General features: G+C 71.4%; 14 protein-coding genes. 3 read left to right on the top strand and 11 right to left on the bottom strand.

Annotated features, from left to right (window positions below; genetic code table 11):
* Positions 1 to 3: 3 nt before the first annotated feature.
* Positions 4 to 525, bottom strand: a complete 522-nt coding sequence (purE, locus tag DBP14_RS21490) for a 5-(carboxyamino)imidazole ribonucleotide mutase (RefSeq protein ID WP_129308783.1) — start codon at positions 523 to 525, stop codon at positions 4 to 6.
* Entirely contained in the window at positions 522 to 1,661 is a 1,140-nt protein-coding gene (locus tag DBP14_RS21485; RefSeq protein WP_129308782.1) for a 5-(carboxyamino)imidazole ribonucleotide synthase, read from the bottom strand. The genes purE and DBP14_RS21485 overlap by 4 nt, the downstream gene beginning before the upstream one ends.
* A gap of 173 nt (positions 1,662 to 1,834) precedes the next feature.
* On the opposite strand from DBP14_RS21485, the gene DBP14_RS21480 reads away from it, so the two are divergent.
* Positions 1,835 to 2,380, top strand: a complete 546-nt coding sequence (locus DBP14_RS21480) for a GtrA family protein (RefSeq protein ID WP_241740997.1) — start codon at positions 1,835 to 1,837, stop codon at positions 2,378 to 2,380.
* Positions 2,381 to 2,404: 24 nt separating this feature from the next.
* On the opposite strand, the gene DBP14_RS21475 is transcribed toward DBP14_RS21480, so the two are convergent.
* Positions 2,405 to 3,679: an ATP-binding protein gene (locus DBP14_RS21475; RefSeq protein ID WP_129308781.1), complete on the bottom strand. Its 1,275-nt coding sequence runs from the start codon at positions 3,677 to 3,679 to the stop codon at positions 2,405 to 2,407.
* A gap of 124 nt (positions 3,680 to 3,803) precedes the next feature.
* On the bottom strand, positions 3,804 to 4,481 hold the full coding sequence (locus DBP14_RS21470) for a response regulator transcription factor (protein ID WP_018566970.1): 678 nt from the start codon (positions 4,479 to 4,481) through the stop codon (positions 3,804 to 3,806).
* Positions 4,482 to 4,973: 492 nt separating this feature from the next.
* Here DBP14_RS21470 and DBP14_RS21465 point away from each other — a divergent pair, with 492 nt between their 5' ends.
* A complete protein-coding gene (locus DBP14_RS21465) occupies positions 4,974 to 6,479 on the top strand; it encodes an oligopeptide:H+ symporter (RefSeq protein ID WP_129308780.1) in 1,506 nt (501 codons plus the stop codon).
* A 200-nt stretch (positions 6,480 to 6,679) separates the two neighbouring features.
* Here the strand turns inward: DBP14_RS21465 and DBP14_RS21460 are convergent, their stop codons facing one another.
* The 6 genes from DBP14_RS21460 to DBP14_RS21435 form a co-directional block, all read right to left on the bottom strand.
* Positions 6,680 to 7,978 carry a hypothetical protein gene (locus DBP14_RS21460; protein ID WP_129308779.1) on the bottom strand — a complete coding sequence of 433 codons (1,299 nt, stop codon included), beginning with the start codon at positions 7,976 to 7,978 and terminating at the stop codon, positions 6,680 to 6,682.
* A gap of 2 nt (positions 7,979 to 7,980) precedes the next feature.
* Positions 7,981 to 9,126 carry a hypothetical protein gene (locus tag DBP14_RS21455; protein WP_206739315.1) on the bottom strand — a complete coding sequence of 382 codons (1,146 nt, stop codon included), beginning with the start codon at positions 9,124 to 9,126 and terminating at the stop codon, positions 7,981 to 7,983.
* Positions 9,123 to 9,983 (bottom strand): hypothetical protein, encoded by an 861-nt coding sequence (locus tag DBP14_RS21450; protein WP_129308778.1) that lies wholly within the window; start codon positions 9,981 to 9,983, stop codon positions 9,123 to 9,125. Before DBP14_RS21450 ends, DBP14_RS21455 begins: the two co-directional genes overlap by 4 nt.
* 29 nt (positions 9,984 to 10,012) lie before the next feature.
* Positions 10,013 to 10,723 carry an LPXTG cell wall anchor domain-containing protein gene (locus tag DBP14_RS21445; RefSeq protein WP_129308777.1) on the bottom strand — a complete coding sequence of 237 codons (711 nt, stop codon included), beginning with the start codon at positions 10,721 to 10,723 and terminating at the stop codon, positions 10,013 to 10,015.
* Between the two features lie 248 nt (positions 10,724 to 10,971).
* A complete protein-coding gene (locus tag DBP14_RS21440) occupies positions 10,972 to 11,550 on the bottom strand; it encodes an ATP-binding protein (RefSeq protein ID WP_129308776.1) in 579 nt (192 codons plus the stop codon).
* A gap of 206 nt (positions 11,551 to 11,756) precedes the next feature.
* Complete coding sequence (locus DBP14_RS21435; protein WP_129308775.1) at positions 11,757 to 12,134, bottom strand: STAS domain-containing protein; 378 nt, start codon at positions 12,132 to 12,134, stop codon at positions 11,757 to 11,759.
* Positions 12,135 to 12,380: 246 nt separating this feature from the next.
* On the opposite strand from DBP14_RS21435, the gene DBP14_RS21430 reads away from it, so the two are divergent.
* Positions 12,381 to 13,274, top strand: coding sequence for an RNA polymerase sigma factor SigF (locus DBP14_RS21430; RefSeq protein ID WP_129312003.1), 894 nt, complete (start codon positions 12,381 to 12,383; stop codon positions 13,272 to 13,274).
* Positions 13,275 to 13,448: 174 nt separating this feature from the next.
* On the opposite strand, the gene hutI is transcribed toward DBP14_RS21430, so the two are convergent.
* On the bottom strand, positions 13,449 to 14,624 hold the full coding sequence (gene hutI / locus DBP14_RS21425; RefSeq protein WP_129308774.1) for an imidazolonepropionase: 1,176 nt from the start codon (positions 14,622 to 14,624) through the stop codon (positions 13,449 to 13,451).
* Positions 14,625 to 14,631 lie beyond the last annotated feature (7 nt).

Raw genomic sequence — 14,631 nt, 5'->3', positions numbered from 1 at the left:
GCCTCACTTCCCGAAGCCGAAGCCGCCGGCGCCCTCGACCTTGGAGCGCAGCCGCTTGCCCTTCTCGGTGGCCTGGTCGTTCAGCTCCTGCTGGAAGTCCCGCATGCGGTGCAGCAGGTCCTCGTCGTGCGTGGCGAGGATGCGGGCGGCGAGCAGGCCGGCGTTGCGGGCGCCGGCGACGGAGACGGTGGCGACGGGGACACCGGCCGGCATCTGCACGATCGACAGCAGGGAGTCCATGCCGTCGAGGTACTTCAGGGGCACCGGGACGCCGATGACGGGCAGCGGGGTGACGGAGGCGAGCATGCCCGGCAGGTGGGCGGCGCCGCCGGCGCCGGCGATGATCGCCTTCAGTCCGCGGTCGGCCGCGTGCTCACCGTAGGCGATCATCTCGCGCGGCATGCGGTGCGCGGAGACGACGTCGACCTCGTACGCGATCTCGAACTCGTCGAGCGCCTTGGCGGCGGCCTCCATGACGGGCCAGTCGGAGTCCGACCCCATGACGATGCCAACTAGGGGGCTCATTCGGTGATCGTGCCTCTCAGGTATGCGGCTGCGTGACGGGCGCGTTCCAGCACGTCGTCCAGGTCGTCGCCGTAGGTGTTGACGTGTCCGACCTTGCGGCCCGGCTTCACGTCCTTGCCGTACATGTGGATCTTGAGCTTGGGGTCGCGGGCCATGCAGTGCAAGTACGCGGAGTACATGTCCGGGAAGTCGCCGCCGAGGACGTTGACCATGACGGTCCACTTCGCGCGCGGGCGGGGGTCGCCGAGGGGCAGGTCGAGGACCGCGCGCAGGTGGTTGGCGAACTGCGAGGTGATCGCGCCGTCCATCGACCAGTGGCCCGAGTTGTGCGGGCGCATCGCCAGTTCGTTGACGAGGATGCGGCCGTCGCGGGTCTGGAACAGCTCGACGGCGAGGTGTCCGACGACGCCGAGTTCCTTGGCGATGGTCAGGGCCATCTCCTCGGCGCGCAGGGCGAGGTCCTCGTCCAGGCCGGGCGCCGGGGCTATGACCGTGTCGCAGACGCCGTCGACCTGCTGCGATTCGACGACCGGGTAGGCGACGGCCTGGCCGTGCGGGGAGCGGACGACGTTGGCGGCGAGCTCGCGGACGTAGTCGACCTTCTCCTCGGCGAGCACGGGGACGCCCGCGCGGAACGGATCGGCGGCCTCCTCGGCGGAGTCGACGACCCACACGCCCTTGCCGTCGTAGCCGCCGCGCACGGTCTTCAGGACGACGGGGAAGCCCTCGCCCTCCGCCGCGAACGCCGCCACGTCCTCGGGATCGCTCACGATCCGGTGCCGTGGGCAGGGCACGCCGATCGCGTCGAGCCGCGCCCGCATCAAGCCCTTGTCCTGGGCGTGCACGAGTGCGTCGGGACCGGGGCGCACGGGAATGCCGTCCGCCTCCAGCGCCCGAAGGTGCTCGGTGGGTACATGTTCGTGATCGAAGGTGATCACATCGCACCCGCGCGCGAACTCACGCAGCGTGTCCAGGTCGCGATAGTCGCCGATGACGACATCGCTGACGACCTGCGCCGCGGAATCCTGAGGGGTGTCACTGAGAAGCTTGAACCTGATGCCCAGCGGGATGCCCGACTCGTGTGTCATACGAGCGAGCTGGCCACCGCCGATCATGCCGACTACCGGGAACGTCACACACCCAGGGTATCGGCCGCGCCGACCGGGTCGGTTTTCCGCCCCGGGCACCCCCTCTTACCGGCTTCTTTCCGACCTGTTTCCCGGCTGTGGCCCGGTCCGGGAGCGTCGGCGGTGCCGCCTGGTTAGCATGGCTGGGTTGACGAAACCTACGGACGGGGGCTGTGACAGCCATGGAACATCGTTCCTCCGGGCTGCGACGACTCGTGCGCGAGGTGGCCAAGTTCGGGGCGGTCGGCGGAGCCGGCGTCCTTGTCAATCTCGGCGTCTTCAACCTGGTCCGGCACGTGTCCGACCTCCAGGTCGTACGCGCCAGCATCATCGCGACCGTCGTCGCGATCGCCTTCAACTACGTGGGCTTCCGCTACTGGACGTACCGGGACGCCGACAAGAGCGGCCGTACCCGGGAACTCACGCTGTTCCTGCTGTTCAGCGCGGTCGGCCTGGTGATCGAGAACGGCGTGCTCTACCTGGCGACGTACGGGTTCGGCTGGGACACCCCGCTGCAGAACAACATCTTCAAGTTCGTCGGCATCGGCGTCGCGACCCTGTTCCGCTTCTGGTCCTACCGCTCGTGGGTGTTCCGGGCGATGCCGGCCCGCGAGAGCGCGGCGGAGGGCACGGAGCCGGTGCTGCGGCACGAGCCGGGGGCGAAGCCGGGTGAACCGGCGAAGAAGCCGGGTACCGAGCCGGACAAGCCCCGCCAGCGGGTCCCGTAACCCCCCTGGGCCCCTCTGTGGGCCTCAGCGCACGGTGGGCGGCTGTTCCTCGTCCGGCTTGCGGGCGGGCGGTGTGCGGGACAGGAACAGGCCGAACACGGGCGGCTGGGCCTGGAGCAGCTCCAGCCGGCCGCCGTCGGCCTCGGCGAGGTCCCGGGCGACGGCGAGGCCGATACCGGTGGAGTTGCGGCCGCTGATGGTCCGCTCGAAGATCCGCGCGCCGAGGTCGGCCGGAACGCCGGGACCCTCGTCGGTGATCTCGACCACGGCCTGGTTGCCGGTGACCCGGGTGCGCAGGGCGACGGTGCCGCCGCCGTGCATCAGGGAGTTCTCGATCAGCGCCGCCAGCACCTGCGCGACCGCGCCCGGTGTGCCGACGGCCTGCAGGTGCCGTTTCCCGGAGCTGACGACGGCCCGGCCCGAGCTGCGGTAGGCGGGCCTCCACTCGGCGAGCTGCTGCTGGATGACCTCGTCCAGGTCGAAGGTGACGGCGGAGCCGGTGCGCGGGTCCCGCGCGTTGGTCAGCAGCCGCTCCACGACGTCCGTCAGCCGCTCCACCTGCGTCAGCGCGACGTTCGCCTCCTCCTTCACCGTGTCCGGGTCGTCGGTGAGGGTGATCTCCTCCAGCCGCATGGACAGTGCGGTGAGCGGGGTTCGCAACTGGTGGGAGGCGTCGGCGGCCAGCCGCCGCTCGGCGGTCAGCATGCGCCCGATCCGCTCGGCGGAGGAGTCCAGCACATCGGCGACCCGGTCCAGCTCCGGAACTCCGTACCGCTTGTGCCGGGGGCGCGGATCACCGGAGCCGAGGCGTTCGGCGGTCTCGGCGAGGTCGGTCAGCGGGGACGCGAGCCGGTTCGCCTGCCGTACGGCGAGCAGTACGGCCGCGATCACGGCGAGCAGCGCCACCAGCCCGATGATCAGCAGGGTCCGGCCGACCTCACGGGTCACCGCGGAGCGCGGCTCCTGCACGGTGACCGTCTCGCCCTCCTCACCGGCGTGCGTGGCGTGGATGACGTCGCCCTCGGGCTTCGTACCGATCGTGATCGTCCGCTGCCCGGGGACCCGCACGATCGCGTACTGGTCCTTGCTGACCGGGTTGCGCAGCATGTCCTCGGTGACGGTGTCCCCGGCGAGCACCCGGCTGTCCACGATGCTGGACAGCCGCACCGCCTCCGAGTCCACCCGCTCCTGCGCACTGTTGCTGATCGTCCGCGTCTCCACGATCACCAGGGAAACCCCGAACACAGCGATCACCACGAGCACGACAGCCAGCGTGGACTGAATAAGACGACGACGCACAGGGGCCCTCCGGGGCGGGTGGCTATACGACTACCAGTGTGGCAACCCCCTCAGGGGCGCGGGGAACTGCGCGACCAGCCACAACGTGCCCGCGGCCGCTTACCCGCATCGGCCCCTGCGGCGCTCAGCTCTTCTCGAACCGGAACCCGACTCCACGCACCGTGGCGATGTACCTCGGGTTGGCCGCGTCATCCCCCAGCTTCTTGCGCAGCCAGGAAATATGCATATCGAGGGTCTTGGTCGACGACCACCACGTCGTGTCCCACACTTCCCGCATCAACTGGTCCCGGGTAACCACCCGGCCGGCGTCCCGCACCAGCACCCGCAGCAGATCGAACTCCTTCGCGGTCAGCTGCAGTTCCTCGTCCCCCATCCACGCCCGGTGCGACTCCACGTCGATCCGCACCCCGTGCGTGGCCGGCGGCTGCTGCGGTTCCGCCGCCCCGCGCCGCAGCAGGGCCCGTACCCGGGCGAGCAGTTCGGCGAGCCGGAACGGCTTGGTGACGTAGTCGTCGGCGCCCGCGTCCAGGCCGACGACGGTGTCCACCTCGTCGGCCCGCGCGGTCAGGATGAGGATCGGCACGGTGTGGCCCTCGGCGCGCAGCCGGCGGGCGACCTCCAGGCCGTCCATGCCGGGCAGCCCGAGGTCCAGCACGACCAGGTCGACGCCGCCCTGCATTCCGGCGTCGAGCGCGGTGGGTCCGTCCTCGCGCACCTCGACCTCGTAACCTTCCCGGCGCAGGGCGCGGGCCAGCGGCTCCGAGATGGACGCGTCGTCCTCGGCGAGCAGTACACGGGTCATGCAGTGATGGTAGACCGCCCGCGCATCGGGCCGTGGTGTGATCGACCGCCGGGATTCTTACCTTCGCTCACAGGTGTACGAACCTCTGGCCTGGGGATGCGATCGTAGGGGAGACCTTCGAAACCGGTCGCGCGGTTCCCTCGACACCTGTGATCCGCGTCTCAAGTCCTTCCATATCCGGCACTGTCCTGCCGTATGGTGACCTGAACGCCTGTAGTACACCGGGGACCTTTGGCAAGCAGTTGACGCTGAGGGTCTGTTTTGTGTGCGGGCCGGTCGCCTCGACCGGCCTTGAAAGGAATGACCTCTGGCCGGGCCCCGGACGCGAACAAAGCGTCGGGGCGTGGATCCCGGTGGTCGCCGTCCACCGCTCCGTGATCCGGGGCGGACTCCCCTCGGGCGTGGGGGCGGACGACCGACCTGCCGGTGCCGGCCACTCCCCCCACGGGCGCGCAACGCTCCAGCGCGCGTCCCGACCAGCAAGGAACGACCATGGCGTCCAGCCTGACGAAGGACTCGGTCCGTCCGGGCACCCCCGGTTCCGAGAAGACCTTCTTCGGCCACCCCCGCGGACTGGCCACACTGTTCATGACCGAGATGTGGGAGCGTTTCTCCTACTACGGCATGAGGGCCCTGCTCCCGCTGTACCTGGTGGCCCCTGGTGGCCTGCACCTGAGCGCGGGCACGGCGACCGCGATCTACTCGGTGTACGTGTCGCTCGTGTACCTGCTCGCCCTTCCCGGCGGCTGGGTCGCGGACCGTCTCCTCGGCCCCCGCAAGACGGTGGCCGTCTCCGGTCTGATCATCATGATCGGCCACCTGTGCCTGGCGCTGCCCGCGGCTCCGAGCTTCTTCGTCGGCCTCGGCCTCGTGGCCATCGGCTCCGGTCTGCTGAAGGCCAACATCTCCACGATGGTCGGCCACCTCTACCGCGGTCCCGAGGACCCGCGCCGCGACGGTGGCTTCACCCTCTTCTACATCGGCATCAACGTGGGCGCGTTCGCCGCTCCGCTGGTCATCGGCACCGTCGGTGAGAACGTCAACTGGCACTTCGGCTTCGCGCTGGCCGCGGTCGGCATGGGCCTGGGCCTCGCCCAGTACCTGCTCGGCAGCCGCCACCTGAGCACCCAGAGCGACGTCGTCCCCACCCCGATGTCCGCCGAGGAGAAGTCCGCCACCCTGCGCAAGGGCCTGATCTGGCTGGCCGTCGCCGCGGTGTTCTACGGCATCGTCGGCTTCTCCGGTCACTTCACGCTGAACTGGGCGCTGATCCCGCTCACCCTGATCGGTCTGATCGTGCCGATCCTGGTCATCGCCCGCATCCGCCGGGACAAGGACCTGGAGCCGGCCGAGCGCACGAAGGTGTCGGCGTACGTCTGGTTCTTCGTGGCCGCCGCCGTCTTCTGGATGATCTACGACCAGGGTGGTTCGACCCTGTCGCTGTTCGCCGACAGCTCGGCCCACAACTCGGTGTTCGGCTGGGGCTTCCCGGTCTCCTGGTACCAGTCGGTCAACCCGGTCATGATCATGGCGCTGGCGCCGGTGTTCGCGTGGGCCTGGCTGTGGCTGAACAAGCGCGGCAAGGAGCCGAGCACGATCGTGAAGTTCTCTTCCGGTCTCGTGCTGGTCGGTGCCTCGTTCTTCCTGTTCCTCGCCCCGCTGTCGATCGCTCAGGACGGTCACAAGGCGGCGGCGCTGTGGCTGGTCGCGGTGTACTTCGTCCAGACCGTCGGTGAGCTGACGCTGTCGCCGGTGGGTCTGTCGGTCACGACGAAGATGGCGCCGAAGAAGTACGCCTCGCAGATGATGGGCGTCTGGTTCCTCGCGGTCACCGCGGGCGACTCGGTCACCGCGCTGCTGTCCAACCCGGCCGTCGGCGGGGTCAACCTGGACAAGATGGGCTTCGTCGCCCTGGAGGCGGCCCTCGCGGTCGTCGCCGGCTTCGCGGTCTGGATGTACCGCGACAAGGTGAAGTCGATGATGGGCAGCGTCAACTAGACGCTTGCCGCTTGGGCTTGGCCGGAGGGTCACCGCATCCGATTCCGGGTGCGGTGACCCTCCGGGCGTTCTGGGGGCTTCGGTGGGTTCGGCACCGCCGGGCCGCCGCGTGGTGGTTGCTCGCCGTCGCGGCGGATTCCGGGGACCGGCGTACCCGTGATCAGCGGGGTGTCGGCGGGCGGCCGTTCGACTGTGCCGGCTCAGCGGGTCCTGCGGCCCGGCATGAACGTGAAGACCGCTGCTCCCAGGAGGATCGCCGTGCCGGCGACCAGGCCGAGGGCCTTCAGGGGGCCGTGGGTGGTGGAGCCGGTGTCGGCGAGGCCGCCGGCGTCGCCGGTGGTGCCGCCCGCCGCCGTGCCTCCGGAGGAAGACGTGCCGCCCGCCGTGCCGCCCGGCTGGCCGGTGGTGTCGAGGGTGAGGGAGACCTCCGACTTGGCCGGCGTGCAGGTGGTGGTCGTGCCGAGGGCCTTGATGGTCAGGACGCCCGGTGCCAGGGTCGAGGTACCGCTCGCACCGGGCTTGTAGGTGCCGGTGAGGTCGGGGATCTCGATCGGGGTGCCGGACTTGACGGGCTGGGCGTTGGTCGGCCCCTCCACATGCACCGTGCCCTTGTCGGCGCCGCCGACGACCACCTCCATGGACGGTTTCACGGAGTCCTTGGGGATGTCGACGGGGCTGTCCATCACGGACTTCTTGAACTGCACGATGAGGTCGTAACTCCCGCCGTTCTTCCGGGCGTTGATCTGCACCGGCGAGGTCGCGCTCTTGTCACCGATGGGGGTCTTGCAGGCGTACGGCACCTGCACCTCCTTGCCGGTGAAGACGGTCTGCCCGCTGCCGCCGGACGCGCTCGTGCTGGGCGCGGGTGAGGTCGGGGCCGACGTGGAGGGGCTCGGTGAGGGCGAGGGACTCGGGCTCGGACTCGGACTCGGGCTCGGCGAACCGCCGCCGCCCGCCGTCACCTGGATCGTCGCCGCCTTCTGGACGGTCTCCTTCGGCGTGCACTTCGTGTCCGTCGACATCGCGTTGACCGTGTACGCGTCCGGCGTCAGCGTCACCTCCCCCGGCGCCGTCAGCTTCAGCGTGCCCTTCATGTCGGACAGCACCATGGGGGCGCCCTTGGGGATCGGCGGGTTCTGCCGGGGCCCTTGCAGGTCGATGTCACCGGTCTGCGCGCCGGCCGCCTTCAGCACCCCGGACGGCTGGACCGAGTTGGCGGGCAGGTCGATGATGTCCGGGTTCTTCGAGGCGGCCTGGAGGAACTTCCACACGATGTCCACGGTGTCGCCCACCTTCGCGGTGGCCGGCGCGGTGACCGCGACCTCGGTGGTGCCGTCGACGGGGCTGATGCCGGCGGGCGGCACGCAGTGGGTGGCGAACGACACCTGGGCGGCCTGCGCGGGCGCCGCCGCCAGGCCCAGCAGGATGCCCGCCGAGCCGAGGAGCAGGGCGGTGCCCGCGGCTCCCGTGCGGCGGGCCGGGGTGACTCTCCTTCGCATGCTCACGTGGGTCCCTTCGGGGTGGGAGTCGTCGGACTCGTGGGGCTGTCGTCGTGCGGTGCGGAGAGCCGCCCGGCCGGGCCGCCCGGAGCGGAGTCCGGGGTGAACCACGGCAGGGTCGACGTCGGTGGGGTGGCCGCCTCCGGGGCCGTACGCCGGGACCGGTCCAGCAGCCGCAGGGCCGCGGGGCGGGCGAGCCGCGGGGTCGGACGACCGGGCGAGAGGGCCGGGCGGGGCAGGCCGCGGTGGCGGACACCGCCCGGGCGGCGCGGCCGTACGCGGTCGACGACGGCCATCCCGGCGCGGAAGACCGCGGCCGGGACGACCAGGCAGAGCAGGATCCAGAACAGCGTCACGCCCCAGGGCCGGCCCACGCCCCAGGGCTCCTCGGCGAGGACCGTGCCGTCGTACTTCAGGGAGACGGTGTAGTCGCCGTGCGCCCCGGCCGACAGCTCTACCGGCAGCCTGACCTGTGCCTTCCTGCCGGGTCCGAGGGTGCCGTGCCACTGCTGGTCGTCCCACTCGGGGGCGAAGACGCCGTGCGCGGTGCCGACCTGGAAGACGGGGTCCTTGATGCTGCCGGTGCCGGTGTTGCCGACGGTGAAGACGAGGGTGCGGGACGGCGGCGCGCCGAACCAGGTCAGCAGGCCGCTCGAACCGGCGAGCCGGGTGTCGGAGATGACCGACAGGCGGCCGTCGGCGGGGGCGGAGGGCAGCGGGGCGACGGGGTGCCCGGCGACGTCGAGGACGGCGTCCGCCTCCGCTTCGGCGCCGGTCACCGTGGCCACGTGCACCACGCAGGGACAGGGCACGGGCGGCTCGGCGACCGGCAGCTTCCTGGTGAAACCGCCGTGGGCGTCCGTGGTCACGGCCCGGCCGTCGCCATTGGCGCAGGAGTTGGTGCCGCCGATCACGCCCCGCGCCGGGGTGGCGCGTCCGCAGACCAGCAGCATCAGCAGCGTGTGCGGCCGCCATCCGCTGCCGCTCACGGTGACCGAACCGCCGGTTCCCGCCTGGGAGGTGGAGAGTTTCACGGCGGGCTTGCCGTCCGCCGCGCTCGCCGTGCCCGCACCCGAGCAGGGCAGGAGAACCAGCGCGAGCACCGCCGTGAGCGCCGTCAGCGCCGGGATCCGCAGCTTGCGCGTCACGTCACCGCTCCCATCAACTCCGCCCGTTCAGGCGTTCGTTCAGTGGTGCGGAGCCCGCGCAGGCGCCACAGTCCGGCGGCCAGCACGGCCGCCGCCGCGCCGGCCGCGCCCAGAACACCCCAGGGCACGAAGGTGACCGACGTGCCCGCGCTGTGGTGGGCGCCGCCGGCCGCCGTGACCGTCAGCGTCACGTCGACCGCGTCCAGCGCCGGCCGGCCGGGCCACGGTTCGCTGAGGGCGAGCCTGCGGCCGGGGGCGAGGTGGACGGGCAGGGTGCGCGCGGGACGGTCCAGGACCGGGCCGAACAGGCCGTCGGCGCGTACCGCGAGCTTCGGGACGAGGACGGTCGTACCGCGGTTGACCAGCTCGTAGGTGATGCGGTCGCCGTGCACGGCGACGTGTTCGACGGTCAGCGCGGACAGCGCGGGACCGCCGACGCGCAGCCGGAGCCGTACCCTCGCCGTACGCCCGTGCGCGTCCCGGGCCGCGAGCGTGCCCGAGCGGTCGCCGGGCGCCGCACCCGACGGCACGGTCACCGTGAACGGCACGTCCGCGCGGGTCCGGGCGGGCACCGTCAGCCGCGTCCGCGCGAACCTGACCGGCACGCCGCTGCCCGACAGCCGTACGGTGAGCGGCTCGTGGGCCCGGTTGGTCACGGACAGCGTGTCCTGCAGGACCGCGCCGGGGGCGCCCTCGGCATAGAAGGTGGGGCGTCCGTTGCCGGCGGGTGCGAGGGACCAGCCCGGCGCGGCTGCGGCAGCCGGGGCGGCGGAGGCCAGCAGGACCAGGAGCGGCAACAGGAGCGGGGACAGGGCGAGCGCGAGGGCGCCGGGGGCGCGGGCGGAGGCGGACGGCATCGGCGGCTCCAGCGGTCGTCGGCTGCGGGTCAGCGGCGTACGGGCTGGTTCCGCCGGGTCAGCCACAGCGCACCGGCGGCTCCCGCGAGGAGGACGGTGCCGCCGAGGGTGCCCAGGGCGATGGTGGAGTCCTCGGGGCCGGTCTGCGGGAGCTGCCCGCCGTCGGTCTGGCCCGAAGAACCGGAGGAGCCGGAGGGGGACCGCGCGTTGCCGTTGGCGGAGCCGCCGCCGGCCGCCGTCACGTCCAGGGTCAGGGCCGGCGCGGGGTTGTTGGCCGGAGTGCAGGTCGTGGTCGTGCCGAGCGCCTTGATGGTGAGCGTCGCGGGCGTGAAGGTGACCTTGCCGGTCCTCTTCGGCGTGTAGGTGCCGCTCAAGTCGCTGATCTTGATGGGGGTGTTGGCGGGAATCGCGGCCGAGTTGGCGGGCCCGCTGACGGCGAGGGTGCCGCTGTCGGCGCCGCCGAGCCTGATGGTGGCACTCGGCTTCATCGCACCCTTGCCCAGCTCGACGGGGCTGGAGGAGACGCCCTTCTGCCAGGACATGGTGATCGTGTAGCCGCTGCCGCTCTTGACACCCTTGATGTCGATCGGCGAGACGGCACTCTTGGCCCCGATCGGCGTCTTGCACTGGTAGTTGACGTCGACGACGGTGGCATGTGCGGCCGGCGCGGCCAGCAACAGCACCGGACCGGCCAGTGCCGCGGCGGACACGAGCGCGGCGGTTCGCTTCGGGTACGACACGGTCGGTCCACCCCATTCATTCCTGACGGCACATCAGATTTGGCCGTCAAGGTACGCCGGGGCCCATGAGGAAGGAAGACACATCACACACGAGAGTTGTGGCGATTGTGGGTGGGGACGCGCCCCGAAGGGGCGCGGGGCTGTATCGACATGCGGCTCCGCCGCGTGTGCGCGACAAGCCCCCACCGGCCGGGTGGACGACAACGCACCGCACCCCGCAAAGGCGCCGCCCAGGCAGGCGCGCCGCCCTAGGCCGGCGCCCCCAGCTCCGCCCAGACCGTCTTGCCCGACTCCCCCGGCGTCCGCACGACCCCCCAGTCGAGACAGAGCCGCTGCACGATGAACATGCCGTGGCCGCCGGGCCGCCCCGCGCGGTGCGGGGTGCGAGGGGCAGGCCGCCCGGTACCCCGGTCGGACACCTCCACCCGGATGACCTTCTTGTCCTGGGCGAGGAACAGCTCCTCGGGCCCCTCGGCATGCAGACACGCGTTGGTGACCAGTTCGGAGACGACGAGCAGCACGTCCTCCGCGGCGGCCCGCTGGTCCGCGGAGGCGGCCGGCAGCCAGCCCCACGCGTACAGCGCCTGGCGGGCGAAGTCGCGGGCCATGGGAACGACCCCGCTCTCGCCGTCCAGCCGCAGCCGGCGGATCTGCCGCCCCCGGACGGCCTGCGCACCCTCGGACGGCGCGGTCGGCGCGCCGGGCACGGACGGCGCGGCTGCCCCCGTGGACGCGCCGTCGCCCGGCGCACCCCCCTCGGACGCCCCGGAAGCGCCGCTCGGCTCCGGGCCGCGGTCGCCCGGCGAGTAAGGCCGGGTGGTGCTCATCAGCGCTTCACCTCACCGATTCACCAGTTCACGATTCACATCAGCTTCCGTCGGTACCCGAGCGCGTCCCGGCCGGGCGTCCGACGTGTTTCAGGATCTCTCCTGCCCGACCGATCCTGTGGAACACCCCCCATGTTCCGGCGGGGCCGGAGCGGCGCGCGGAGGCGTCCGCGGGGGAGGTCACCCGGAGCGGGCCGGGCGGGGCCTCAGCCGGTCTCGTCGGCCAGGGCCGCCTCGACGGAGTCGTGGACGGTGAAGACCGCCTCCGCCCCCGTGATCTCGAACACGCGGGCCACCACCGGGAGCATCCCCGCCAGGTGCACCCCGCCGCCCGCGGCATCCGCCTTCAGCCGGGCCCCCAGGAGGACGTTCAGCCCCGTGGAGTCGCAGAACTCCAGGCGCGAGCAGTCCACCACCAGCCGGGAGAATCCCTTGGACAGGAGGTCGTCGAGCGGCTCGCGCAGAAGATCGGCGGTGTGGTGATCGAGCTCACCAGCCGGTGTCACAACGGCGCTGGAACCCTCTTCCCGTACCTCCACCAGAAGCCGGCCAGACTGTGCGCTGCCGACCGTCCCGTGGTCCATGCCGTCTCTCTCTCCCGAGGCCGTGGCTGTCGATGCCCTCGAACATTACGCCTTCGATCCGCACTCCGACACCCGAACAACCTCTCACAATCGGACATAACACCATGTAACGCACTTGCAACACGCTGGTGGAGCCGATAGGGCTAGTAGGAACACCTTCCGCTACACGCCGGCTTTGGAGGCGCCGCACACCGCAGTGCACGTACTGGCTTCGGCAGCCATATGCCGAGAACGATGGAGGACACCATGTCACCCCGGCTCGACGCATCGCATACCCATACGGCGACGTCGACACCCCCACCGGAACAGCTGGATCCCATCCATTCCCTCGACCCCTTCGAGGGCCTCCCGGAGATCCCCCCGTACGACGAGATCGGCCCGGTGGACGCGAGGGCCCTGTCCAAGACCCTCTTCGAGCGGCTCGAATCGCTGGAGGAGGGGACGCACGAGTACTCGTACGTCCGCAACACGCTCGTCGAGCTGAACCTCGCGCTCGTGAAGTTCGCCGCCTCCCGCTTCCGCTCCCGCAGCGAGCCGATGGAGGACATCATCCAGGTCGGCACCATCGGCCTGATCAAGGCGATCGACCGCTTCGAACTCGCGCGGGGTGTGGAATTCCCCACCTTCGCGATGCCGACCATCATCGGCGAGATCAAGCGCTTCTTCCGCGACACGTCGTGGTCCGTGCGCGTACCGCGCCGGCTGCAGGAGCTGCGGCTCGACCTGGCCAAGGCCGGCGACGAGCTGGCCCAGCAGCTGGACCGCGCGCCCACCGTGGCGGAACTGGCCGAGCGCCTCGGCATCTCCAACGACGAGGTCGTCGAGGGCATGGCCGCCTCGAACGCCTACACCGCCTCCTCCCTGGACGCCCAGCCCGAGGAGGACGAGACCGAGGGCGCGCTCGCGGACCGCATCGGGTACGAGGACCACGGGCTGGAGGGCATCGAGTACGTCGAGTCGCTCAAGCCGCTGATCGCCGGACTGCCGGCCCGGGACCGGAAGATCCTCTCGCTGCGGTTCGTCGGGGGCATGACCCAGTCGGAGATCGGCGAGGAACTCGGCATCTCACAAATGCATGTGTCCCGGCTGCTGTCGCGCACCCTGGTACGGCTGCGCAGGGGCCTGACCCTGGAGGAGTGACCGCCGGCCGCCCACGCGGCCCTGTCCTCCCTGTTGAAGCGGTCCGGCGTCACGACGCCGGACCGCTTCTCCGTGTTCGGGCAGAGGTCCGGTTGCTGGGTACCCCGTGCCTCCACCGCTATGCGGCTCCGCCCACATAACGGCGCGACCTCCGTGACCGCCGCGACCGCCGGGTCAGAGCCGCCGCTCTCCTGCCCGCCACACCCCGCTGACCAGCGGGACGCCCGGGCGGTAGGCCAGGTGGACGTGGCTGGGGGCGTCGAGGAGGGTGAGGTCGGCGCGGGCGCCGGGGGTCAGGCGGCCGATGTCGGTCCGGCGCAGGGCCGCCGCGCCGCCCGCCGTGGCCGCCCAGACCGCCTCGTCCGGGGTCATCCGCATGTCGCGGACGGCCAGCGCGATGCAGAAGGGGACCGAGGAGGTGAAGGAGGAGCCCGGGTTGCAGTCGGTGGAGAGGGCGACGGTGACGCCCGCGTCCAGCAGGCGGCGCGCGTCGGGCCACTCGGCGCGGGTGGAGAACTCGGCGCCGGGGAGGAGGGTGGCGACGGTGTCGCCGCTCGCCAGGGCGTCGACGTCGGCGTCCGTGAGGTGGGTGCAGTGGTCGGCGCTGGCCGCGTCCAGTTCGACGGCGAGCTGGACGCCGGGGCCGTAGGACAGCTGGTTGGCGTGGATGCGCGGGTGCAGGCCCCTCGCCTTGCCGGCGGTGAGGATCGCGCGGGCCTGGTCGCCGTCGAAGGCGCCCTTCTCGCAGAAGACGTCGATCCAGCGGGCGTGCGGCGCGCAGGCGTCCAGCATCTCGCCGGTGACGAGGGCGACGTAGGCCGCCGGGTCGTCGGCGTAGTCGGGCGAGACGATGTGCGCGCCGAGGTACGTCACCTCGTCGGTGTGGGCGGCGGCGATACGCAGGGCGCGGGCCTCGTCCTCGACGGTGAGCCCGTAGCCGGACTTCGTCTCGAACGTGGTCGTGCCCTGGCGGAGCGCCTCACCGAGGTAACGGGTGAGGTTGGCCTCCAGTTCCGCGTCGCTCGCGGCGCGGGTGGCCGCGACGGTCGTGCGGATGCCGCCCGCCGTGTAGGAGCGGCCCGACATGCGGGCGTTGAACTCCTGTGTGCGGTCGCCGGCGAAGACCAGGTGGGAGTGGGAGTCCACGAAGCCCGGCAGCACCGCCCGGCCGCCCGCGTCGACCCGGTTGTCAGTGGCGGGTGCTTTGCTTGATTCACCGGTCCACGCGACGCGGTCGCCCTCGATGACGACGGCCGCGTCCTGGATCAGACCGAGGGGAGAGTTGTCGCCGAGGGAGGGATCGTTGGTGACCAGCGTGGCGATGTTGGTGATGACGGTGCTGCTGCTCATGGTGTCC

This window comes from Streptomyces sp. L2, from assembly GCF_004124325.1.
Taxonomy (GTDB): domain Bacteria; phylum Actinomycetota; class Actinomycetes; order Streptomycetales; family Streptomycetaceae; genus Streptomyces.
The sequence above is the reverse complement of the archived record's forward strand: the minus strand, read 5'-3'. Positions and strand labels throughout refer to the sequence as shown.